This is a genomic window from Chromohalobacter sp. 296-RDG (assembly GCF_029889885.1).
Lineage (GTDB): Bacteria > Pseudomonadota > Gammaproteobacteria > Pseudomonadales > Halomonadaceae > Chromohalobacter.
In genome coordinates, this window is record NZ_JARANY010000010.1 from 66,250 (window position 1) to 87,207 (window position 20,958).

Annotated in this window: 24 protein-coding genes and 1 tRNA gene; 13 read left to right on the forward strand and 12 right to left on the reverse strand. The window is 59.1% G+C overall.

Annotation, left to right across the window (positions count from 1 at the left end; all coding sequences use genetic code 11):
* The first annotated feature begins 132 nt into the window (after nucleotides 1-132).
* Nucleotides 133-555 (forward strand): gamma-glutamylcyclotransferase, encoded by a 423-nt coding sequence (locus OP495_RS06265; RefSeq protein ID WP_280567898.1) that lies wholly within the window; start codon nucleotides 133-135, stop codon nucleotides 553-555.
* Nucleotides 556-628: 73 nt separating this feature from the next.
* Here OP495_RS06265 and OP495_RS06270 read toward each other — a convergent pair whose 3' ends face one another.
* Nucleotides 629-1,849 carry a YihY family inner membrane protein gene (locus OP495_RS06270; protein WP_280567900.1) on the reverse strand — a complete coding sequence of 407 codons (1,221 nt, stop codon included), beginning with the start codon at nucleotides 1,847-1,849 and terminating at the stop codon, nucleotides 629-631.
* A 63-nt stretch (nucleotides 1,850-1,912) separates the two neighbouring features.
* Between OP495_RS06270 and arsC the strand changes: the two genes are divergently transcribed.
* From arsC to pdxH, 6 genes are read left to right on the forward strand one after another with little or no spacing between them, the layout of a single operon-like run.
* Nucleotides 1,913-2,260, forward strand: a complete 348-nt coding sequence (gene arsC, locus OP495_RS06275) for an arsenate reductase (glutaredoxin) (protein ID WP_280567902.1) — start codon at nucleotides 1,913-1,915, stop codon at nucleotides 2,258-2,260.
* Nucleotides 2,261-2,287: 27 nt separating this feature from the next.
* Entirely contained in the window at nucleotides 2,288-2,917 is a 630-nt protein-coding gene (wrbA, locus tag OP495_RS06280) for an NAD(P)H:quinone oxidoreductase (RefSeq protein ID WP_280567904.1), read from the forward strand.
* Nucleotides 2,914-3,309: a DUF2069 domain-containing protein gene (locus OP495_RS06285; protein WP_280562003.1), complete on the forward strand. Its 396-nt coding sequence runs from the start codon at nucleotides 2,914-2,916 to the stop codon at nucleotides 3,307-3,309. Before wrbA ends, OP495_RS06285 begins: the two co-directional genes overlap by 4 nt.
* 3 nt (nucleotides 3,310-3,312) lie before the next feature.
* Nucleotides 3,313-4,581: a hypothetical protein gene (locus tag OP495_RS06290; RefSeq protein WP_280562004.1), complete on the forward strand. Its 1,269-nt coding sequence runs from the start codon at nucleotides 3,313-3,315 to the stop codon at nucleotides 4,579-4,581.
* A 26-nt stretch (nucleotides 4,582-4,607) separates the two neighbouring features.
* Nucleotides 4,608-4,799, forward strand: a complete 192-nt coding sequence (locus OP495_RS06295) for a hypothetical protein (RefSeq protein ID WP_280562005.1) — start codon at nucleotides 4,608-4,610, stop codon at nucleotides 4,797-4,799.
* Nucleotides 4,796-5,443 (forward strand): pyridoxamine 5'-phosphate oxidase, encoded by a 648-nt coding sequence (pdxH, locus tag OP495_RS06300; protein WP_280567906.1) that lies wholly within the window; start codon nucleotides 4,796-4,798, stop codon nucleotides 5,441-5,443. The genes OP495_RS06295 and pdxH overlap by 4 nt, the downstream gene beginning before the upstream one ends.
* 118 nt (nucleotides 5,444-5,561) lie before the next feature.
* Here pdxH and OP495_RS06305 read toward each other — a convergent pair whose 3' ends face one another.
* From OP495_RS06305 to OP495_RS06320, 4 genes are all read right to left on the reverse strand, one after another.
* Nucleotides 5,562-6,446: a glycine betaine ABC transporter substrate-binding protein gene (locus tag OP495_RS06305; RefSeq protein WP_280562007.1), complete on the reverse strand. Its 885-nt coding sequence runs from the start codon at nucleotides 6,444-6,446 to the stop codon at nucleotides 5,562-5,564.
* 103 nt (nucleotides 6,447-6,549) lie between these two features.
* Nucleotides 6,550-7,395, reverse strand: coding sequence for a proline/glycine betaine ABC transporter permease (locus OP495_RS06310; protein WP_280562008.1), 846 nt, complete (start codon nucleotides 7,393-7,395; stop codon nucleotides 6,550-6,552).
* Nucleotides 7,395-8,603, reverse strand: a complete 1,209-nt coding sequence (locus tag OP495_RS06315; RefSeq protein ID WP_280562010.1) for a glycine betaine/L-proline ABC transporter ATP-binding protein — start codon at nucleotides 8,601-8,603, stop codon at nucleotides 7,395-7,397. The genes OP495_RS06310 and OP495_RS06315 overlap by 1 nt, the downstream gene beginning before the upstream one ends.
* Nucleotides 8,604-8,944: 341 nt before the next feature.
* On the reverse strand, nucleotides 8,945-11,692 hold the full coding sequence (locus OP495_RS06320) for a bifunctional acetate--CoA ligase family protein/GNAT family N-acetyltransferase (RefSeq protein ID WP_280567908.1): 2,748 nt from the start codon (nucleotides 11,690-11,692) through the stop codon (nucleotides 8,945-8,947).
* A 199-nt stretch (nucleotides 11,693-11,891) separates the two neighbouring features.
* On the opposite strand from OP495_RS06320, the gene OP495_RS06325 reads away from it, so the two are divergent.
* Nucleotides 11,892-12,830 carry a histone deacetylase family protein gene (locus tag OP495_RS06325; RefSeq protein WP_280567915.1) on the forward strand — a complete coding sequence of 313 codons (939 nt, stop codon included), beginning with the start codon at nucleotides 11,892-11,894 and terminating at the stop codon, nucleotides 12,828-12,830.
* An 82-nt stretch (nucleotides 12,831-12,912) separates the two neighbouring features.
* Nucleotides 12,913-13,545, forward strand: a complete 633-nt coding sequence (locus OP495_RS06330) for an XRE family transcriptional regulator (protein ID WP_280562013.1) — start codon at nucleotides 12,913-12,915, stop codon at nucleotides 13,543-13,545.
* A gap of 91 nt (nucleotides 13,546-13,636) precedes the next feature.
* Here the strand turns inward: OP495_RS06330 and OP495_RS06335 are convergent, their stop codons facing one another.
* On the reverse strand, nucleotides 13,637-15,067 hold the full coding sequence (locus OP495_RS06335; protein WP_280567918.1) for an APC family permease: 1,431 nt from the start codon (nucleotides 15,065-15,067) through the stop codon (nucleotides 13,637-13,639).
* A gap of 266 nt (nucleotides 15,068-15,333) precedes the next feature.
* Here OP495_RS06335 and OP495_RS06340 point away from each other — a divergent pair, with 266 nt between their 5' ends.
* The 3 genes from OP495_RS06340 to glp are packed head-to-tail and all read left to right on the forward strand — an operon-like array spanning nucleotide 15,334 to nucleotide 17,358.
* On the forward strand, nucleotides 15,334-15,654 hold the full coding sequence (locus OP495_RS06340) for a DUF1244 domain-containing protein (protein ID WP_280562015.1): 321 nt from the start codon (nucleotides 15,334-15,336) through the stop codon (nucleotides 15,652-15,654).
* Nucleotides 15,651-16,175 (forward strand): molybdenum cofactor biosynthesis protein B, encoded by a 525-nt coding sequence (moaB, locus tag OP495_RS06345; protein ID WP_280567920.1) that lies wholly within the window; start codon nucleotides 15,651-15,653, stop codon nucleotides 16,173-16,175. Before OP495_RS06340 ends, moaB begins: the two co-directional genes overlap by 4 nt.
* Nucleotides 16,168-17,358 (forward strand): gephyrin-like molybdotransferase Glp, encoded by a 1,191-nt coding sequence (gene glp, locus OP495_RS06350; protein ID WP_280567922.1) that lies wholly within the window; start codon nucleotides 16,168-16,170, stop codon nucleotides 17,356-17,358. The genes moaB and glp overlap by 8 nt, the downstream gene beginning before the upstream one ends.
* A 19-nt stretch (nucleotides 17,359-17,377) precedes the next feature.
* On the opposite strand, the gene OP495_RS06355 is transcribed toward glp, so the two are convergent.
* From OP495_RS06355 to OP495_RS06380, 6 genes are all read right to left on the reverse strand, one after another.
* Nucleotides 17,378-17,932 (reverse strand): ACP phosphodiesterase, encoded by a 555-nt coding sequence (locus tag OP495_RS06355; protein ID WP_280562020.1) that lies wholly within the window; start codon nucleotides 17,930-17,932, stop codon nucleotides 17,378-17,380.
* Between the two features lie 33 nt (nucleotides 17,933-17,965).
* Entirely contained in the window at nucleotides 17,966-18,319 is a 354-nt protein-coding gene (locus OP495_RS06360; protein WP_280562021.1) for a TusE/DsrC/DsvC family sulfur relay protein, read from the reverse strand.
* Entirely contained in the window at nucleotides 18,319-18,609 is a 291-nt protein-coding gene (tusB, locus tag OP495_RS06365; protein WP_280567924.1) for a sulfurtransferase complex subunit TusB, read from the reverse strand. Before tusB ends, OP495_RS06360 begins: the two co-directional genes overlap by 1 nt.
* A 53-nt stretch (nucleotides 18,610-18,662) precedes the next feature.
* The gene (gene tusC / locus OP495_RS06370) at nucleotides 18,663-19,043 is read right to left on the reverse strand and encodes a sulfurtransferase complex subunit TusC (RefSeq protein WP_280562023.1); all 381 of its coding nucleotides are present in this window, start codon (nucleotides 19,041-19,043) and stop codon (nucleotides 18,663-18,665) included.
* 36 nt (nucleotides 19,044-19,079) lie between these two features.
* Nucleotides 19,080-19,472 (reverse strand): sulfurtransferase complex subunit TusD, encoded by a 393-nt coding sequence (gene tusD / locus OP495_RS06375; protein WP_280562024.1) that lies wholly within the window; start codon nucleotides 19,470-19,472, stop codon nucleotides 19,080-19,082.
* A gap of 552 nt (nucleotides 19,473-20,024) precedes the next feature.
* A complete protein-coding gene (locus OP495_RS06380) occupies nucleotides 20,025-20,696 on the reverse strand; it encodes a Bax inhibitor-1/YccA family protein (protein WP_280562025.1) in 672 nt (223 codons plus the stop codon).
* A gap of 171 nt (nucleotides 20,697-20,867) precedes the next feature.
* Between OP495_RS06380 and OP495_RS06385 the strand changes: the two genes are divergently transcribed.
* Nucleotides 20,868-20,958, forward strand: a tRNA-Ser gene (locus OP495_RS06385).

Sequence of the window (20,958 nt, forward strand, 5' to 3'; positions counted from 1 at the left end):
TCTCGGGAAGCCTTGACGATTCCCAAGCTAACGAGATAATGCCACACTCCCCGCCCTTGGCGGCAAGTACAAACGTCGGTGTCCTACCTCATTCGTCCGCTTCCTCGCACTTCAAGAACTCGGGAGATGTCAATGCGCTGGGTTTATAGAATCGGGGGTGCCGCCGTGATCGTTATCGTCTCCGTGTTCGGCTACCTCTGGTATACCTTCCAGAGCCCCTATGGCTATGAGGCGCCTACCAATCCACCGATCATGGATGGTCGTCTCGAGCATCACACGGTGTTCGTGTATGGCACCCTGCGTTATGCGCCGATCCGCTGGCTGGTCATGCGACGTGCCGGCCCCAAGACACCCTCCAGGCTTCGAGGTTATGCGCGTGATGAGCTGGATATTTCACCGGCACCAAACCAGCAGGTCGATGGATACACCCTTTCGGTCACTAGCGATGAGCTCAAACGCTTGGACCGATACGAACACTTGGGAGAGCGTTATCGACGCGTAAATGTCAAACTCGCTAGTGGGCAAAGTGCTTGGGTCTATCGACGCTTGCAATGAACCGAGAAGTTTTAGCCTTGAGTCATTAATAATAGATAACGGTATAAAAGTATTTTGCTGCAATGCAACTTCATCATTCGCGCGCCGAGTGCAGTAAGCACTCCATAGGCTGCGTCAATATCTGCTGGCGGTGCTCTTCGGCTTCCTGGAGTGCAGCATGCACGAGCGTCATTTCACTCGTCGGCGCATTTTCGCCGAGTGGCACCGGCCACGGCATGGCGCGCTGGAACTCCCAGAGCGTCAGCACGCCCAGGTCGCGCCCCAGCATCCAGCGATCATTGTCGAGCTGAGCGGCAACCCCCAGCTTTTCCAGAGGCACCATCACTTGCGTGTACCGCGATCCCAGGCACATCACCAATTCTCGATCAGCCAGAGACCGTCCATGCTGATGCGCTTCATGAAGCCGGGACACTACCCCAAAAGCTTGCCAGAACGGCGGCCAATAGCGCCATTCGACACGTCGCCGCTCACTCAGCCAAGCGGCCAGCTCGGCTCCGACCAAGACAATCGTCCAGGACAGAAACACCCATATCAGAAACAAGGGCACGGCAGCGAAGGTGCCGTAGATCACCTGATAGGAGGGAAAATAGGTGACATACAGCGAAAAGGCGCCCTTGGCAAGCTCCAGCGCCAGTGCCGCCATCCCCGCCCCGGCCACAGCATGCCGAAATCGTACGCGGCAATTGGGGACTGCCATGTAGATGAAGACGAAGGCCGTGAAACTCAACGTCAACGGCAATAAGCGCAAGAAGGTTGCCGGCCCGCCCAGTACATCAGCAGCGCCGCGTACCAGCGTCAATGACGCCAGATAGGAAGACAACAGAAACCCCGAACCGATCAACAGCGGACCGAGCGTCAACACCGCCCAATAGAGCAGAAAGCTGGACACTCCCCGCCGACTACGCGACACATGCCAGATCGTGTTGAATGCCCTTTCGACGGTCACCATCATCATGACGGCCGTCACCAACAGGAAGATCAGCCCGATCAACGTCAGGCTACGCGCCTGGCGAGAGAAGTCACGCAGGTGCTCGACCAGCGCCGATCCCGTGGCGGGCACGAACTGGCTGAAGATCAGGCCCTGAAGTTGTTCGCTGATTCCCTGAAAGCTGGGGATGGCCGACAGCATCGCATAAACGACGGTCATGAAAGGAACCACGGCGAACAAAGTGGTATAGGTCAACGCCGAGGCAGTCTTGAGCCCATCGTGAGAATCGAAACGCTGTATCAGTTCGCGCAGGCTACGCAGAATGAAGGCGGGCCAGCGGCGGTCGAGGAGTTGTGGGCGTCGCATGTGGCACTCTACAATGCTTGGCTAATTATTTGATTGGTCGCCCCCAACTGCCGGAGTCAAGGCATGACGACTTTTACACTTTACCACAACCCGCGCTGTTCCAAGTCGCGAGAGGCCTTGGCCCTGCTCGAGGCCCGCCACGTCGACGTCAACGTGCATCGCTATCTCGATGCGCCACTCGACATCTCGCACCTTCGTGGACTCGCACAGCGCCTCGAGGGTGGCGTGCCGGCCCTGATGCGCACCAACGAGGCCCAATGGAAAGCCTTGGCGCTCCAGAATCCCAGCGACGAGGAACGCTTGCAGGCCATTGCCGACTATCCTCGGCTCATGCAACGTCCGATACTCGACGATGGTACGTACGCCCGCATCGGTCGTCCCCCGGAAGCTCTTCTCGATTTGATCGAATGATCGATATCCCATGACACGAGGCCAACCATGACTCGCCCCGCTTCTGAAACACCCTATGTACTCGTCCTGTTCTATTCGCGGAACGGCGCCACGCGAGAGATGGCGGAACAGCTCGCCGCCGGCGTAGAAAACACCTCCGGCATCGCGGCACGGCTACGTACCGTTCCCCCCGTTTCCACGACGTGCGAAGCGGTCGACCCGCAAATTCCTGCCGAAGGGGCTGTCTACGCGACCCTGGACGACCTCCGCCACTGCCATGGCCTGGCGTTGGGCAGCCCCACGCGGTTTGGCAACATGGCCTCGCCCCTCAAATACTTCCTGGATACCACCAGCGAGCTTTGGATGAACGGCATCCTCGCCGACAAACCCGCCACCGCGTTCACCTCCACGGCCAGCCTGCACGGCGGACAGGAAGCCACGCTATTGACCATGCTGATTCCCCTGCTGCATCACGGCATGGTCTACGCAGGCGTGCCCTATCGCGAGACACGCCTACTGACAACGCACTCCGGTGGTACACCCTATGGCACGAGCCATCTTGCCGGCGCACAGGCAGATCGCCACCTGGATGAGGACGAAACGGCACTGGCACGTGCACAGGGCGAGCGGCTGGGACGCCTCGCTCTGGCCATGCGTTCACTTCATGAGGCGACATGATGCGTCAACAGCTCGATCAACTGGCGACACGCCACGGGCTAGCATACGTCACGATACAAGCACGTCGAGGCGTCTGGGGTAGCTTGGCGGCACTGGCCATCTTGCAGCTTATCGGCGGCTGGCAACTACATGCCAGTGGTCAGGTCGGCCTGATGCCGATCGCCGTCCGCCTCTTGCCACTGGTGCTCTTCTTGCCCCCTATAATCACCCGACGCCCGCGTGGGCACGTCATGCTCGCATTCGTCAGCCTGCTGTATATCTTGCAGGGGCTGATGATCGCCCAGCTACCGGGCCGGCTGGCATGGGGGACGCTGGAAACACTTGCGGCCCTCGTCTTGTTCGTTAGTGCTGCCGCGTATGCACGCTGGCGCCGACAACAGCTGACAGGCTGAGAAATGCCACTGCGTCCGTCGAGCTGCCTCATCCTCGCGATGCTCGTCGTCAGCATCGCTTGCGCCTTGCTCCACCTGCCGTTATGGCCGGCCGCAATTCTGGGATGGCTCGCCACATTTCGCCTGAGCTTGCAACTGCCACGCGCCTCCCAACGACAAGCCATGTGGCTGGGTCTCGTCGGAGTGATCATCTGGGGAGTCGCTCTATGGCGCGAGACGCCAGCCTCGCTGGTTGCCGGACTCAGCGTCAATCAGCCCTTGCTGATGATGTTCGCCGGCGTCAGCTTTCTCTCCATGGCGCGTCCGCTCGAGGATAATGATACCCAGAGCGAACGGCGCGGTAGCTTCTGGGGCACGTTGCTGGGCGTGCATCTCTTCGGGGCGGTCATCAATCTTTCCGTGCTGTTTCTGTTCGGGGATCGCATGCAACGTCAAGGACGCCTGACGCGCCAACAGGCCATCGTCCTAGGACGCGCCTTCCCGGCAGCAGCGGCCTGGTCGCCGTTCTTCGTCGCCATGGGGGTCGCCCTGACCTATGCGCCGGGCATCGACTTCCTTGCGTTGCTCCCGTGGGGACTTTTTGCATCGTTGCTCCTGCTGGCGCTGGTAACAATCGATGCGCTGCGCCTACCCGGTGAATTCATCGGTTACCCGCTCGGCAAGAGCAGTCTTGTACTCCCCGGCGTACTGGCGTTGAGCGTCATCGTGGCGCATTTCATCTGGCCGAGCTTATCCATTCCCTTGATCATCAGCATCGTATCGCCACTGTTCGCAACGCTGCTGGTCCCCTCGCGCGAGCGCCGTGACCGACTGCATAAACAACTCAACGATGGATTGCCGCGCCTGGGGCCCCAATTCGCATTATTTCTCGCCGCCGGGCTCATCTCAAGCGGTCTTGCCGCTCTGCTGGCCAGTGCGCCGGACCGACAGTTCCTTCCGCTTGATCATTTCGGGAGTTTCGCCGCCTGGATCACGCAAGGTATTCTCGTGATATTGGCGTTCGTGGGTATTCACCCGCTTGTCGGCATCGCCACGATCGCGCCGCTGGTGCAACCCCTGGGACCGGACCCAACCTTGCTGGGCATGCTGTTTCTAATGAGTTGGGCGCTAGGGACCGGCTGTAGCCCCTTGTCGGGCAGCAACCTCGCGCTATGCGTTCGCTACGGCATCAAGTCCCGGGACATGATGCGCTGGAACTTGCCCTACGCGTTACTCGGCTGGCTGGCATGTGGCGCGGTATTTGCCTTGTATGCCTGGTGGCAGACACTCTGATCTCACCCTGCACAAGGATGACACTCATGCTGCGTGCGCTCATCACGGAGGAAGCCTCTGCCATCGACACGACGACTTTTACCTATCTCGACCGCCTGGAGCGCTATCCTGATGGGTATGACTGCGTTCGCCTGGATAAGCCGGCATTCACAGGAAATGTCCGTCGAATGCCGCCGCCCAATAATGATGAATGCACACTTAGGAGAGGAAGACCATGAATTACGATATCGCTGACCTGCGACGCGAGTACGCCGGCGAGACGCTCTCCGACGAACACACGCCGGCATCGCCCATCGACTTATTTCAGGCCTGGTTCTCGGCCGCCCGTGAGCATGAACCGCAAGATCCCAACGCAATGACGTTGGCCACCGTCGATAGTCAAGGGCTCCCTCACGCCCGCGTAGTATTGCTCAAGCATTTCGACGAGCAAGGTTTCGTATTCTTCACCAACTACCAAAGCCACAAAGGCAGTGAGCTGGCCAATGTTCCTCATGCCGCCCTGGTGCTCTGGTGGCCCACCCTTCACCGACAGATACGTATCGAAGGACGCGTGGAAAAAACCGAGGCCAGCATTTCAGATGAGTATTTCGCCAGCCGTCCTCGGGACAGCCAGCTAGGCGCTTGGATTTCCCAGCAAAGCGTGGAAATCCCCGACCGCGAATGGCTGGAAGAACGCAAGCAACGCTTCGAACAGGTCTATTCCGACCAAAGCGTCGAGCGCCCGCCTCATTGGGGAGGCTATCGTGTTCGACCGTATATTCTGGAGTTCTGGCAAGGCCAATCCAATCGTCTCCATGATCGTATTCGCTATCGCCATCACGAGCAGGATGCAGTCTGGAGCAAAACGCGCTTGGCGCCTTAATCTTGAGGCTTGACCATCCAGCGTTTTGATTAAGCCCATCATATAAAACGCCCGGTCCTTCAAGGACCGGGCGTCTGGTTCAACGCTCCTCGACAAATAATGTCGAAAGTAACGCTTATCAGCTGTCGCCGTTCACCCACTCATCGACGACATCGGGGTGCTCGTCGACCCACTTCTTGGCGTTTTCGTACGGATCGGAACCTTCTTCCTGATTCATGAGCATCACTTCGCCCATCTGATCCGGGGTCCACTCGAAGTTATCGAGAATCGCGTAGGCTTCCGGCATATCGTCCTTCAGCCCTTGGCGCACGACAGTATTGATGTGCTCGGCGCCACCGTAGGCATTCTTGGGATCGTCCAGATACTTGAGGTCCCAACGTGCGAACATCCAGTGCGGCGTCCAACCGGCGACCACGATATCTTCATCGTTCTTGATGGCGCTATCCAGCGCAGCGGTCATGGTGGCGCCGCTACCTGATTGCAGGTTGATAGCATCACCAAGACTGTACTCTTCAATGGCCTTCTCGGTCAGGTTCATGAGGCCAGCACCGGGATCGATCCCCACGATCTCGTCATTGACGACATCGGCTTTGTCATCAAGTTCACCGATAGATGAGATATCGGTATAAGAAGGAACTACAAGCCCTAGCTTGGTACCCTCAAGATTCGGCCCCAGGTTCTCGACCTCGTCGCCCACCTCCTTCAGGTACTGCTCATGCGTGGAAGGCAACCATGCCGCCACCATGCCATCAGCATCGCCATAAGCGACGGCTTGCCACATCGCAGCGGCAGACAGTGACGACATCTTCACGTTATAGCCTTGCTCTTCGAGCACTGCTCGAACCACGTTGGTGGAGGCTACTTCGGAAGACCACTCGACATAGGCGAGCGTGATATCACCCTTGCTATCCTGCGCTTGCGCGATGCCCGCATTGAGCCCTGCACCGGCAGCTATCATGATGGCGCCATAGCGTACCGCTTTAGTCAATGGAGTGCGTGTCATCGTTATTCCCCTTCTATTATTGATGGGAGATCCTACCGGAACGGCCAACGACCGTTTTTTTCGAGCACATGCTCGATACATGGCGCTTTATTACGCCTTGCTTCTAGCTAGTTTTCTTTTTCGGCTTGCGAAGCGCTTGCGTGATGCGATCCAGCAACATGGCAAGGATTACCACTGCAATACCGGCTTCGAAACCATCGCCGGGACGCAGGCGCTGGATAGCACGCCATACTTCGCTACCCAGGCCATCGGCCCCGATCATCGCCGCGATCACGACCATCGACAACGCTAGCATGATCGTCTGATTGATGCCGGCCATGACCGTCGACAAAGACAGAGGAAACTGTATCTTGATCAGCTTCTGACTACGCGTGGCACCGAACGCATCCGCCGCTTCTATCAAGTCCTTGGGCACCTGTCGAATACCCAATGTCGTGAAGCGTATCGCCGGCGGCATCGAAAAGATCACCGTGGCAAAAATGGCCGACACCGACCCAATGCCGAAAAACGGAATGGCCGGAATCAGATAAACGAAGGCCGGCATGGTCTGCATGAAATCCAGAACCGGCATGATGACACTATAGAAGCGATCCGACATGGCCGCGAGCACCCCAACAGGCATGGCAATGACGACCGCGACCACGGTGGCGATCACCACCAGCGTCAAGGTCTCGATCATCGGGTCCCAAAGGCCAAGATTCCAGATCAAGGCCAGACCCAACACTGCCCCGATACCGAGACGCAGGTTGGCAACTCGCCAGCAGATCAGCGCAATGATCGCCATCAGCGCCCATTCGGGTAGCCACATCAGCCCCTCGTTGAGCACCGTGATCCCACTCTGTGTGACCCGTGAGATGCCTCGCGTCACCACGGAGTAATGCGATGTCAGAAAGTTAAGTCCGTCTTCGATGCCCCCGCCGAGGGGAATGCGTGGAATATCAATTGCCATCAGTGCTCTCCCGCTTCAGCCAGTTGTTCGAGTACCGCGCCTTTCACGACCACGCCCAATAGACGCTGATTATCGTCGACGATGGCAATCGGGTAGCTTTTGTCATTGAACATGGCAAAGAGGTTGTTCATCGGTTCATCCGGACCGGCCTTCGGGAAGTCGTTCTGGATCAACTCGCTGACCGTATCCTTACCCGCCTTGGCGGCGGCATCGACGTCGTCGACACTCACGATCCCCATCAGGGTGCGGTCGCGACCGACGACATAAATGGAGTCCAGCCCATTGTCGCTCATCTTGCGCAATACGGTGCGCGGTCCATCGCTATCACGTGCCGTGGCACGCACAGGGCGCAAGGCACTATTTGCCGTCAAGATACGCGACATATCCACGCCTTCTACGAAGCGGGCCACGTAATCGTCTGCAGGCCGTGTCAGAATTTCTTCAGGTGTACCACTTTGCACGACCTCGCCATCCTTGAGCAGGATGATGCGATCGCCGATGCTGATCGCCTCGTCGAGGTCATGAGTGATGAAGATGGTGGTCTTCTTCATGCGATGCTGCAACTCGATCAGCTCTTGCTGCATATCCTTGCGGATGAGCGGATCAAGCGCCGAAAACGCCTCGTCCATCAGCATCACGGTGGCATCGTTGGCCAGCGCACGAGCCAAACCGACACGCTGCTGCATCCCCCCTGAAAGCTGGCTCGGATAGGCATCTTCCCACCCATCGAGCCCTACCTGCTTGAGGGAATTGCGAGCGCTTTCCACGCGAGAGGCTTTCTCGACACCACGCACCTCAAGACCGTATTCGGCGTTTTCCTGCACGGTTTTATGCGGAAATAGCGCGAAATTCTGAAAAACCATCGAAAAGTGACGACGCCGGCATTCCAGCAACTCTTTCTCGCTGAGCTTGGGAATGTTCTGGCCATCAATCACGATATCGCCCTCGGTGGGCTCGATGAGGCGGTTTAGACAGCGGATCAGCGTCGATTTCCCGGAACCCGACAGACCCATGATGACGAGAAGTTCGCCTTCACGTACGTCGAAGTCGATATTGGAAAGACCCAGGGTCTGGCCGGTTTTCTCAAGAATCTCGGGACGCTTTTTCCCTTGGTTACGCAGCTCAAGTGCTTTCTTCGGCTGGGAGCCGAACACTTTGCTCAGGCCGCGCACCTGAATCTTGATGTTGGTTTCGTCTGTTTCAGTCATAGGCTTGCCTGCTTTGGTCAAGTCGTCGCCATGCCCTTGCGAAGCAAGAGCGCTCGGCAATGTCACGTTGCGAGTATCTGGCGGGTCAGTTCCTGGCTCTTATTATGGTCATGGAGATGATAAGAGATGATCATGAAGATAAAATTTCGTTATGTTTCGTGCCGAATCATACCTACTTATTGATAACGCTTCAAATAAAAACAGCTGATGATTGATCTATGGTTCAATAACCCGGCACGCGCCGCCAAGCATCTCGATCATACTCGCTAGCCGAGCTCGGCTAGCGACGGAGGCGACCTTCAGCAGCTTCGTCGCGACATCGGAAGATCAACCAAGGGGTCTTATTCCGTCGGACTCTCAAGCCGGTGGCGTTGCCAGTCGTTGCTCGGCTCGTTGAGCCGCAAGGAGGCCTCGACCACCTGCTCTTCCATGTCATAGCGAAAACTGAAGCCCAAGTGTTTCAGCAATGCGCGCATGGGCTGATTGTCGAGCATCACCGTGCCGACCATCTCGAGGATGCCGAGGCCCTTGCAGTAGCGGATCATCTTCTCCATCAGCAGGCTACCGAGACCATGTCCGTGGAGATCATCGCGAATGATTACGGAAAATTCCGTGCGGATATTGTCCGGATCGTTCCACACACGCACTACGCCCAGCATTTCCTTACTGCCATCGGGTCGCGCATGCTCGGCGATGAACGCCATTTGGCGGTCGTAATTGATCTGCGACAGCACGGCCAGATCGCGCTGCGTCAGATCTGCCTTGTGGTGGAAGTAACGAAAGCGAATGCTTTCCTCGGAAAGCCGCTCGTGGAAGAGCGTGATCAGCGGCGCGTCCTCGCCCCGGATCGGGCGCACTTCAACATCCATGCCATTGCCTAACGCGCGCCATTCACGCAGTTCCTCGGGATACGGCATGATCGCATGGTACGCGGGCTGGCCCAGATCCATGGCAAAGTCCACCGCCACGACACCATCACGATTGAGCAATAGCGGATTGAGCTCCAACCCCTGGAGTTCAGGCAAATCCGACGCGATCTGCGAGAGTTTGACCAGCAGTTCGCAGAGGCGCTCGACGTCCTTTTCGGGATCAGAGGCGTGCTCACGGATCAGGCGATACGCATGCGTACGCGATACCAGCTCGTTAGCCAGCGTCATGTTCAGCGGCGGCAAGGCCACCTGACGATCCGCCAGCACATTGATCTTGTAACCGCCGATGCCGAAGACAATGACCGGCCCGAACACCGGATCACGCGTGATGCCTGCGCAAAGTTGCATCGACGCCTTGCCGCGCTGCATGCGTTGCAGGCAGTAGCTGAAAATCGGGCTTTCGGGGAATTTTTCGCGGACCTTGTCACCCAGACGCCGCACACCATCGGCCACCTGCTCCGGCGTCTCGAGATCTTGTATCAATCCCGCAGAGAGCTTATGTGGGTGCTTGCGATAACGGAACGGCACGCAGTTATTGGCATGCACGATTTTCAGTGCCATGGGGCCATCGATATCCCGCGCGGCTTGAAGCGCTTCCTCGGGGCCGAAGATATACTGGCTCGGTGCCGAGGGTATGCCATAGGCGGCCAGAACCTCCGCCGTTTCCTGATGCGTCAGGAGATCGCGCTCACGCTGCTTGGCCGAGGCGATCAAACGATGGCAGCGGGCGCGGATGTCGGGGTGTGTCGTGAAGGGCAGGCTTGGCGGGGTTTCCTGCAAAAGCGTCTGCACACGTTGATAATCAACCATGTGCATGAAAGCCTTGACGGCTTTCTCTGGTGAGATATAGGTGGGAATGCCCGCCAGATTGCACTCATGGCGCGCCTTTAGCGCTTCCTCGAGTCCCATCCAACTAGTCAGCAGGTTGCGCTTGAAGCGTTTGCGATTGGCGATCAGCGCCTCGGCTGTGGTCTTGGAGGGCGCCAGGCGAGTCGGCGCATGCACCACCAGTACGGCATCCACGTTGGCATCGGCCGCCACGATTTCCAGCGCCTCTACGAACCGCTCGGGCGAGGCGTTACCGCCCAAATCGACGGGATTGCGCCCCGGCAAACTGACATCGAACTCCCCCTGCACCAGCGCATCGCGAGTAACATCGTTGAATTCCGCCAGCTTGCCGCCAGCAAGCACCAGCTTGTCGATCGCCAAGAGCGCCGGCCCCAACCCATTCGCTACGATAGCCAAGCGATCACCGCGCAACGGACGCATCCGCGTCAGTGTCTCCAGTGCATCGAACAACTCATCGGAATCGTCCACGCGCACGACCCCGGCGCGCGCCAGCGCCGCGTCGAATATCACATCGCGATTATCGATCCCCGGCGTCTGCGGTTCATGCGTCAGTGTCGACTGCACCGAGCGTCCGCTCTTGATCGCCAGCACCAACCGGTGTCGTGAGGCATCGCGCAGCGCGGTCATGAAGTGCTGCGCATCGTGCACCCGCTCCAAATGCAGCAGCAAGGCGCGTGTCGGCGAGTACTGGTTGATGTAATCCATGAGGTCGGACAGCATCACATCGACGCTGTCACCCAGCGTTACCAGGTGCGAAAAGCCGATGTCTCGCCCCGCCGCCCAGTCGATCATGGCATTGCCAAGCATCCCCGATTGCCCCAGATAGGCGACGCGCCCTGCCTTGATCGGCTGGCTGGCATAAGTGGCGTTGAGCTTGTTGCCGGGCACCACGATCCCCAGACACTCCGGCCCCAACACGCGGATCCCCGAGCGCAGCGCCGCCTTGAGCATACGCTCTCGCAGCGAGCCGCCATCCTGGGTGCGATCGTCGAGATAGGAGCCCCCGGAAAGCACCAAGGCCGCGCGTGCCCCCAGCTTGCCCAGCGCTTCGATGCTACGCGGCACACCCTCCACTGGATTGCAGAGAATCGCCAAGTCCGGCACGGCGGGCAAATCCGCAATGCGCTTTACGCAGGACACGCCATACACCGCGTCATAACCACGTGGGTTAACCGCCCACAGCGTGCCGGAAAACCCCGCTTCGAGCAGGTTGCCAAGCACCATGCCGCCCATCGAATGCGGCTTCTCCGAAGCGCCGATCACTGCCACGCTATGTGGCGCGAAAAAGTGACGCAGAAAACGCGTTCCCACAGCAATCTCTCCCGCTTGATTTGCCGCTCACCATCGCGCGGCGCGGACGGCCTAGTCTCAACATGGCCTCTCGCCAAAACCGCGATGACACCGTTCGACCTATGGGCACTGTTCTCACATCCTATCAGGCCTTAAAGTCCCACGCGGACAGCATGCGCCCATCGTCTCAACCGATAGACGTCCTCTGGATGGAGTTCCCATGATCACTGCGTATATTACTCACCCCGGTTGCATGCGGCATTTCATGGGGCCTAGCCATCCCGAGAGCCCCAAGCGCCTTGAAGCCATACGCGCTCGCTTGGCCTTGAGCGGTGTATTGACGCATACCATGCAATCCGAGGCACAGCCGGTAAAAGCACAGACGCTTGCCCTCGCGCATTGTCCGCAGTATCTGGAGATGCTCGAGGCCAATGCCCCGCAGGAAGGCTTGAGCGAGCTCGATGGCGAGACCTACATGAACCAGGACACGCTCGGCGCCGCAGGCGTCGCCGCCGGCGCGGTCGTACGTGGCGTCGATCAGGTCTTCCGGCACCAGGCGGACAACGTCTTCTGCGCCGTGCGTCCGCCCGGGCACCATGCAGAACGCTGCTCGGCGATGGGCTTTTGTTTCTATAACAACGTTGCCATCGGGGTGGCTCACGCCCGCCAGCGTTATGGCATCGAGCGCATCGCCGTGCTGGATTTCGATGTCCATCAGGGCAACGGCACGGTCGATATCTTCAAGGACGACCCCGGTGTCCTGGTCTGTTCGAGCTTTCAATCGCCCTTCTACCCTTGGCGCTATCAGGATGGCGCGTGGGGCAACGTCATCAATACTCCCTTGGCCGCAGGGGCCAAGGGCAATGAGTTTCGCCGCCGCGTGGAAACGCAGTGGCTTCCCGCGCTGCAAGCCTTCAAACCGCAGTTGATCATGCTCTCGGCAGGGTTCGATGCTCACCGCAACGACCCCATGGCAGAGCTCAATCTTGTTGAATCCGATTATTTCTGGGTCACGCAACTCGCCTTGGATATCGCCCGTGTATACGCCGAAGGACGCTTAGTCTCGGTGCTCGAGGGGGGCTACCATCTGGACGCCTTGGGTACCAGTGTCGAGGCACATCTCAAGGCGCTGCTGGGCTTTCCTCTCGGCGACTCTTGAGTACCCCGAACGACGCCTAGCTCCCCCGCCCCATCGGGCTGTGGTATCCTAACGGAAACTTTATTTCCTATCGTGGAACCCCATGACTGCCCAAACCGATAGCGACGCCGCCCTGCGCATCGCCTCTGGACGCAAAGCGTTCGTCGAGCCGCTACGTCTGGGTGATCGCCTCAAGGAAATTCGCCTGTCCAATCACTGGACCCTGGAAGATGTCAGCCAACGTACCGGTTTGGCACGTTCGACGCTGTCCAAGATCGAGAACGATCAGACCTCACCTACCTTCAGCGCCGTACAGAAACTCATCGGCGGTCTCGGGATCGACCTACCGCAACTGCTGACGCCGCCCAAACCGCAGGCGCGCACACTCGGTCGCCGCGATCTGACGCGCGTCGGCGAAGGCCAGCAGCACCCCACGCCAACCTATGAGCACGAACTTCTCTCGTGGCAGATGGCCCAAAAGCGAATGATTCCCTTCAAGACCATCGTCCGCGCCCGTAGCTTCGATGAATTCCAGGAGTGGGTGCGCCATGACGGCGAGGAATTCCTGATGGTGCTCGACGGCGACATCCTGCTTTATACCGAGTTCTACGAGCCGCTACGCCTGACCCACGGCGACAGCATCTATTTCGACAGCGACATGGGCCACGCCCTGGTGTCCGTCAGCGACTCGGACGCCGTAGTGCTTTCCGTATGCACGCGCGGCGAGAACGCGTGATACCTGATACATGAAAGCGCCCGGCCTCGAGCCGGGCGCTTACTTCATTTACGCTAGACATGTCGGGAGACATGCACCCTTACCGATACCTTCAATCGATATCCTTGACGGCACGGGCCATCATACGGTCACTGTATGCCACGCCGTAGCGCTTGCGTGCCCACAGGTACATCACCAGTCCGAGCAGCATCCACGCCCCGAAGACGACCCACTCGATCGGTAACAGTGCAGACGGACTGCCTGGCAGATAAAGACTCACCAAGCCCAGCGACAACGCTACTGCAACGATGCCGACTAATTTGCCATAAGGCACCTTGAAAGGACGCGCCATATCGGCGTTCTTGTAACGCATAACCACAAACGACAGCGCCACGAACAAATACGCGATGACGATACCCAGTCCACCGGCGTCGACCAACCAGACCAGCATAGGACGCCCAAAAAACGGCGACAGGCAGGACACCGTGCCGATCAGGATGATCGCATTGCTTGGGGTCTTGTAACGTGGGTGAAGCTTGCCCAAAAACGCCGGCAGCATACCCGCATGGGCTAGAGCATAGACGGCACGCGAACCACCGATATAAAAGGCGTTCCAGCTGGTGATGATGCCCGCGATGCCCGCCAGCACCATTAGCTTACCGGCCCAAGGAGCCGCGAATACGGCCTGCATGGCATCCGGTACCGCCAGATGAGAAGCGCTCAAGGCTTGGGGGTCGAGCATCAGCGACGTGCCGAGGATGATCAAGGCATACCAGAACACTGCCAGGATGACCGATATCATCAACACCTTGCCGATGTCGCGGAATGGCAGATTGATTTCTTCGGCTGCCTGGGGGATCACATCGAAGCCCACGAACATGAAGGGCACCATGATCATGACCATCATGATACCGCCCACAAGGCCGTTCTCAACGTTGAACAGGGGCTCCATGTGAGCCGTTTCTCCAGTAAACAACGCCCCGGTGATGAACATCACGCCCACCACCAGGATCAGAATCGTCACCAGTTTCTGCACCAGCGCCGCCGTGCGAATGCCAATGTAGTTGATCGCCATCATGACCAGCGAGCCAACAACGCCGACTGCCACCCAGGTGGCCTTGACGTCCCAGCCGGCAACCGTCCAGAGATCGCCGACGGCATAACCGGGAAACAAGTTCTCGAATACCGTAGGCAGAGCTACGGCCTCGAAGGACACCACGCTCATGTAACCCAGCACGATGGTCCAGGTGCAGAGAAACGAGGCGAAGTGCCCCAGGGCGTGATAGCTGTATACGTGTTCGCCACCGACCTGAGGCATGGCCGAGGCCAGCTCAGAATACGTCAATCCCACCAATACGATGGCAATGCCACCGACCACAAAGGCCAGGATGGCCCCTAGGCTCCCTGCCGACTGGATCCAGTTGCCGGTCATGACGATCCAGCCCCAGCCGACCATGGCGCCAAACGCCAGCGCGAGTACCTCCTTGCGCGCAAGGACCCGCGTCAGTTCGCTTGCTTTATTGGAAGCAGTTGTTCGGTTCATCGCGATACTCGTTTATGGAAAGCGGTATTGTTGAGTGCACTTATCTTGCGTCCAGCAAGCGGCATTTGTTTCATATAATGCACACTCGTCGGCAAGATAGTTGACCACGTGAATCGAGACAACCCGGGGCAAGAGGCAATATCCGTTTTTCCACGCCATGACGAGTGCTGAAACGCTACTAGCGAAACGACACCGCCCCCGGGCGGTGTCGCTCTTTGTTATGCTAGTTTCGTCTCATGATGACATGCCCAGCGAGGAGTCTTCCCATGCAACACATCGACGCTGACACGCGCACCGAACTCGAGGCGGCCGCTTTCCGCCAGTTGCTCGATCACCTCGACGCCAACAAGGACGTGCAGAACATCGACCTGATGATCCTGGCCGACTTCTGCCGTAATTGCCTCTCTAAATGGCTGGTGGCCGCCGCCGGCGAGCGCGATATCGAGCTCGACTACGAAACGGCCCGCGAATACGTCTACGGCATGCCGTACAGCGAATGGAAAGAGCTCTACCAAGCCCCTGCCACGCCCGAGCAACTCGAGGCGCTGGATGCCCGCCAGCAGCGCAAGAAGGACACGCACGCATGAGCGATGCCGCTTTCATCCCGCTCAAGATCGCCGTGCTGACCGTCTCCGATACCCGCACGGAGGAAACCGACCGCTCGGGCAACGCGCTAGTGGAACGCCTAAAGCGCGATGGGCACGAACTCGCCGACAAACGCATCGTCGTCGATGACGTCTATCGTATCCGCGCGCTCGTTGCACAGTGGATCGCCGACGATGACGTGCAAGTCATCCTCACCACCGGCGGTACCGGTTTCACCGGGCATGATTCCACCCCCGAGGCGGTCGAAGTATTGCTCGACAAGCATATCGAAGGCTTCGGCGAATTGTTTCGTCATCTTTCGTGGCAGGAAATCGGCAGTTCCACCGTGCAGAGCCGCTGCCTCGGCGGCCTGGCCAACGCGACCGTGGTGTTCTGCTTGCCGGGTTCCACCGGCGCCTGCCGCACCGCTTGGGACGGCATCCTTCACGAACAGCTCGACAGCCGCCATCAACCATGCAACTTCGCCAACCTCGTGATTCCTGGGAGAGGCCAGCATGGCTGAGCTGCAAAGCGTCGAGCGCGCGCTGGAGGCGCTGCTGAAGGATGTAAAGGCGGGAGATGTCGAGCGGATCGAGTGCGAGACAGCGGCGGGCCGCGTGCTCGCCGAAACGGTCACCGCCCGCCTCGACGTACCGCCCGCCGATAACAGTGCCATGGATGGCTATGCACTACGCCATGCCGATGCCGGTCAGTGGTTGCCCATCAGCCAGCGCATTGCGGCCGGCTACGCGCCCGAGCCGCTCGCACCGGGCACCTGCGTACGCATCTTCACCGGTGGTGAAATTCCCCCGGGGGCCGACACGGTAGTGATGCAGGAACGCGTGGAAACGCAAGACGCCCAGGCGCATGTTCCCGGCGACATCACGCTGGGCGATAGCGTGCGTTGCCGTGGGCGCGACGTGAGGGCCGGCACTCCGCTTCTGGAAGCAGGTACCCGGCTCGAGGCAGCCGCTTTGGGACATCTGGCCGGCCAGGGCATCACGCAGGTCAGCGTTTATCGTCGCCCGCGCGTGGCGCTGCTCTCTACCGGCGATGAAATCATCGAGCCTGGTCAGTCGCTCGCACCGGGGCAGATCCATAACTCCAATCGGCCCATGCTCTCGCGTCTGCTCGAGCGCTTCGGCGCCGAACTGGTCATGCGCGAACACGTTGCCGACGACTTCGCGACCACCCAGCGTCTCCTGCGCGAGGCCGCCGAGCAAGCCGATGTCATCGTCACCACGGGGGGCGTCAGCGTCGGCGAAGAAGACCACGTCAAGCACGCGCTGGAATCACTGGGGCAGCTAGATCTCTGGCAGTTGGCCATGCGCCCCGGCAAGCCATTGGCACTGGGGCGCATCGGCCAGGCGCGACTGGTAGGCCTGCCCGGCAACCCCGTTTCATGCTTCGTCGGCGCCTGGGTGTATCTCCGCCCCCTCATGGGCGCCCTGCTGGGCTGCCCACGCATGGCCACGCTGCCTCGCCTGTGGGCGCGCGCGGCTTTCACCACACACACGCAAGCACGTCGCCACTACATGCGTGTGGGGCTCGAGTTCACTACCGATGGCATCGTCGCCCACGCCTTCGCCGACCAGAACTCGGCCGTGCTGTCCTCCTGCCTCGAGGCCGATGCCCTCGCGGTCGTACCCGAACACACCACTCTCGATGAAGGCGAGCGTGTGGAATGCCTATGGCTAACGGATTAATGTCACTGAAAACGAGGGCCTAGTCAGCACTCAACGCCTGATTGAGCGCTGGCCAGAGAACATGGAAGTCGTGCTCTAATGCGGGGTAGTCGGTGCGCAACCAAGGCACCAACTCCGCCAGACGATTGGGGCCACGCAAACGGCGTCCGAGGCCCGCGATCGCCTGGCAGGTGAAGTCGAAGTCGGCGTAACGACTCAGCCAGTCGTCTTCGATCAGGGCGGGAATCATGGGCGCCAAGCGGTTAGGGGCTCGCCCCTGAGCCTGGAGCACCCGGTAGCAACGCGTAATCAAGGCGACGTCGGCATGATCGCGCGCCACGAAATGGTCCCACACCAGATCCAGAGCAATGCCCACCACACGCCGCTGGGGACGCGGTGCGCGTTCTCGCACGCTACGGATCACGACGTGGTCGTCGACCCAGGCATCCACGCGACGGTGATGGCGAATACCGCGCGCGATATCCGCCGCCCAATCGCCATCGGGGTCGCCCTTGACGCCATCGGCGATCAAATTGCCGTACAGAAAGGCGTCGTTGCCACCACGTACCAGCCAGGCATGCGCAAGAAAGTTCATCGAAGGCCTAGAAACAGTTTGTGAAGACAGTGCTTAGAGACAGTTGGTCGGCTTGGGCAATCCCGCCAGGCGCGCCCCCACCTTGGCCGGACTATCGGGAAACAACCGCATCAAGTGCAGGGAGCGCCCTTTATCAGGCCCCAGCGCCTGGCTGACGGCCTTGACCAGAGGCCGCATCGCCGGGGCGTTCTCATAACGCGCATAGAAGGCTCGCAGAACCTCGAGAACCTCCCAGTGTTCAGGCGTCAGCTCGCGCCCCTCTTCGGCAGCCAGCGCCTCGGCCACGGCCGGTGTCCAGGCCGTCAGTTCGACCACGAACCCTTCGGGGTCGAGCCCGATGTCACGGCCTTCTACCGCGATATAGCGTGTCGCTTGCGTGGTCGCCATCAGAACCAGCTCACCGTGCGTTGCGCGTCCTCCGTCAGCGCCACGAAACCGTCCATGTCGACGATGATCACGCGGGCATCGCAACGCCCCGCCAGACCGCGCGATTCTAGATCCTCACGCAAGGCGAACAGGCGTCCTTCCAGACCTGGAAAATGTTGTACCTGTGCACTCACCGCGCCAAACACGCCATCTTCGATCAGCATCAACCCATCTTCCTCCCTCATCGCGCGCAATACGTCCTGATGAACGGAGCTCGAACTCGGGGCACGATTGAGCAAGTGCAACAACATTCGCAGGTGTCTCCTAACAGCGCTTCCCAGCTAGCGTCCAGTACGGGCAGCGTTCAGAAATTGAAGATTTGACGGTGACCGGCAAGCACCGTCGACAGTTCCGGCGTCGACACTCCAATCACCGGCAAGAGCAGATCATCGCGGGTCAGCCCACGTGCCTCGAGCGAGTCGACATCGACATACAAGCGCTCGATATCGTACATCTCCAGCATCTCGAAGGTGCTTTGGGAGCCCTTCTGTCCCAACGGACCCGGGCCTTGGCCCTGGAGCAATGCCCAGACGCCGTCCCCCATCAGCAACAACGAGACGGACTGACCGAAAGCCGCCCCCACCAATGCTAGATCGAGAGCCTCGCGTAGCCATAAACCGCCGTGCGGCGCATGGCGCAACATCACCAGAAGATCGCCATGCGGTGCCTCGGTTATCTCGGACATGACAGTTCCCCGTGACATGAATGAGCGACGCCAAATTCAGGGCGCGAAGGTAATCAGCCGCTCGTGCGTCTGGCCGATGTCGAGCAACTGCCCCAGCCCCGTCAATTCGAAGGGAGGCTCGAGACTCGCCCCGCTCTTGCCATGACGCTCGGCCTCACGGGCATCCAGCAAGCCACGGCGCAACGCCGCTGCCACGCAGACCTGCAAGGCGGTTCCCTGCGTACGCTGCAAATCACACCAGGCATCGACGAGGTGTGGCTCATCCTGTGGCGGCGCCGCGAGATGTGAGGCGTTATAAACCCCATCGTGATAGAAGAACACCGTCTCGACACGATGCCCCCGTGCGATAGCGGCATGCGCGAAACGCAACGCAGAGTGCGCTGCCTGATGGCTATACGGGCCTCCTAGCACGAGTAAGGCGTAACGCATCGAAGAGTCTCCCGTCACTGACGCGGTGTATGACGCTATTGTCCTCGACGTGACGAGGTCAGGCAAATCATGGATGCGCCACATGCCATGCCATCAAACGATCATTGACGGCAACTACGTTAGCGAGTATATTTTTAACAAGCTAATTTATAGCATATCTTTAGCTAGCGATACGATCTGTTGATATCCCCAACCTTGGCCGCCTTTCTAGGCGGCTTTTTTTATGTCACACCGCCACAGAAGCGACTAATATGAGCGCCGTCACGGTTTGTGCGAATCCTCTTCAACCGTTACGAAATCCGGCTAAATTGAAAGTGTCTGTGTCGTAATGTACCGGCACATCTGCTGATTCGTGGAGGTTACGATCATGGCCGTTGCCCTGCTTTCCCCGACCAAACGCCCGCCAGCGATACTGTCGATCACTCATAGCGATGGAGCGGTCCTCTCGGGCCCGACGCCCAAGTGAGAAATAGGCTGATACCCTACGCAAAAGGCCCGCACCTCCAGGGTGCGGGCCTTCGACAGCCAGGCGCCGCAGCGCCACTAGCCATATCAGTCGTTAGACATGAAGCCCAGAATAGACAACAGGCTGACAAAAATATTGTAGATCGACACGAACAGGGTAATGGTCGCCAAGATGTAGTTGGTTTCCCCCGCGCGGTGGATGATCTCGCTGGTCTGATACAGAATCGCAGCCGAAGAAAACAGCACGAAGCCTGCGGAGACTGCCAGCGCCAGCGCGGTGATATTGAAAATCATCGCCGCAACCATCGCCAGCACCAGCACGATCGCCCCGGCGATCATGAAGTTACCCAGGAAGCTGAAATCCTTGCGGGTAATCAAGGCCACGGCCGACAGCCCGATGAACGTCGCGCCCGTCATCCCCAACGCGGTCATCACCAATTGCGCTCCATTGGGCAATGACAGGTAGAGGCTCAACATCGGACCCAACGTGAAACCCATGAAGCCCGTGAAGGCGAAGATCGACAAGATGCCTGCCGCCGAATTCGCGGTCTTGTGAACCAGGAACATCAAGCCGTAGGCGCCAATCATGAAGATGAAGATATTCATCTGCCCGATGCCCATGGCCATTGCGGTTCCCGCCGTCACAGCGGAGAACAACAGCGTCATGGCCAGGAGCATATAGGTGTTGCGCAACACCTTGTTGGTACTTATTTCCGATCGCGTCTGCTGATCAGAAACCTGAGAAGTACGATATGCCATGGGATTTCTCTCCTCGGTGGCGCTGAAAACTATAAGGTAAGACCTAGGATGCCCCGCTTGAGTTCCCACTGCAAGATGGATATTCAACGCACTGGCGTTGTTTTAACTCATTGAAAGCACAAAAAGTCTTGACGACTCGATGAATGCTGGTAGTATACAACGCCGTGAGCCGGAGGGATGGCAGAGCGGTTGAATGCACCGGTCTTGAAAACCGGCGAAGGTTTGTAGCCTTCCCAGGGTTCGAATCCCTGTCCCTCCGCCA

What these genes read in the sequence shown, in the direction of transcription:
- OP495_RS06315 (WP_280562010.1), bottom strand. Translation starts at nt 8,603, where the DNA reads ATGACTGAAACAGACGAAACCAACATCAAGATTCAGGTGCGCGGCCTG.
- OP495_RS06340 (WP_280562015.1), top strand. Translation starts at nt 15,334, where the DNA reads ATGCAACACATCGACGCTGACACGCGCACCGAACTCGAGGCGGCCGCT.
- OP495_RS06380 (WP_280562025.1), bottom strand. Translation starts at nt 20,696, where the DNA reads ATGGCATATCGTACTTCTCAGGTTTCTGATCAGCAGACGCGATCGGAA.
- OP495_RS06360 (WP_280562021.1), bottom strand. Translation starts at nt 18,319, where the DNA reads ATGGCGACCACGCAAGCGACACGCTATATCGCGGTAGAAGGCCGTGAC.
- tusB (WP_280567924.1), bottom strand. Translation starts at nt 18,609, where the DNA reads ATGTTGTTGCACTTGCTCAATCGTGCCCCGAGTTCGAGCTCCGTTCAT.
- OP495_RS06285 (WP_280562003.1), top strand. Translation starts at nt 2,914, where the DNA reads ATGATGCGTCAACAGCTCGATCAACTGGCGACACGCCACGGGCTAGCA.
- OP495_RS06290 (WP_280562004.1), top strand. Translation starts at nt 3,313, where the DNA reads ATGCCACTGCGTCCGTCGAGCTGCCTCATCCTCGCGATGCTCGTCGTC.
- OP495_RS06355 (WP_280562020.1), bottom strand. Translation starts at nt 17,932, where the DNA reads ATGAACTTTCTTGCGCATGCCTGGCTGGTACGTGGTGGCAACGACGCC.
- tusD (WP_280562024.1), bottom strand. Translation starts at nt 19,472, where the DNA reads ATGCGTTACGCCTTACTCGTGCTAGGAGGCCCGTATAGCCATCAGGCA.
- pdxH (WP_280567906.1), top strand. Translation starts at nt 4,796, where the DNA reads ATGAATTACGATATCGCTGACCTGCGACGCGAGTACGCCGGCGAGACG.
- OP495_RS06305 (WP_280562007.1), bottom strand. Translation starts at nt 6,446, where the DNA reads ATGACACGCACTCCATTGACTAAAGCGGTACGCTATGGCGCCATCATG.
- OP495_RS06330 (WP_280562013.1), top strand. Translation starts at nt 12,913, where the DNA reads ATGACTGCCCAAACCGATAGCGACGCCGCCCTGCGCATCGCCTCTGGA.
- wrbA (WP_280567904.1), top strand. Translation starts at nt 2,288, where the DNA reads ATGACTCGCCCCGCTTCTGAAACACCCTATGTACTCGTCCTGTTCTAT.
- arsC (WP_280567902.1), top strand. Translation starts at nt 1,913, where the DNA reads ATGACGACTTTTACACTTTACCACAACCCGCGCTGTTCCAAGTCGCGA.
- moaB (WP_280567920.1), top strand. Translation starts at nt 15,651, where the DNA reads ATGAGCGATGCCGCTTTCATCCCGCTCAAGATCGCCGTGCTGACCGTC.
- OP495_RS06310 (WP_280562008.1), bottom strand. Translation starts at nt 7,395, where the DNA reads ATGGCAATTGATATTCCACGCATTCCCCTCGGCGGGGGCATCGAAGAC.
- tusC (WP_280562023.1), bottom strand. Translation starts at nt 19,043, where the DNA reads ATGTCCGAGATAACCGAGGCACCGCATGGCGATCTTCTGGTGATGTTG.
- OP495_RS06265 (WP_280567898.1), top strand. Translation starts at nt 133, where the DNA reads ATGCGCTGGGTTTATAGAATCGGGGGTGCCGCCGTGATCGTTATCGTC.
- glp (WP_280567922.1), top strand. Translation starts at nt 16,168, where the DNA reads ATGGCTGAGCTGCAAAGCGTCGAGCGCGCGCTGGAGGCGCTGCTGAAG.
- OP495_RS06270 (WP_280567900.1), bottom strand. Translation starts at nt 1,849, where the DNA reads ATGCGACGCCCACAACTCCTCGACCGCCGCTGGCCCGCCTTCATTCTG.
- OP495_RS06325 (WP_280567915.1), top strand. Translation starts at nt 11,892, where the DNA reads ATGATCACTGCGTATATTACTCACCCCGGTTGCATGCGGCATTTCATG.
- OP495_RS06295 (WP_280562005.1), top strand. Translation starts at nt 4,608, where the DNA reads ATGCTGCGTGCGCTCATCACGGAGGAAGCCTCTGCCATCGACACGACG.
- OP495_RS06335 (WP_280567918.1), bottom strand. Translation starts at nt 15,067, where the DNA reads ATGAACCGAACAACTGCTTCCAATAAAGCAAGCGAACTGACGCGGGTC.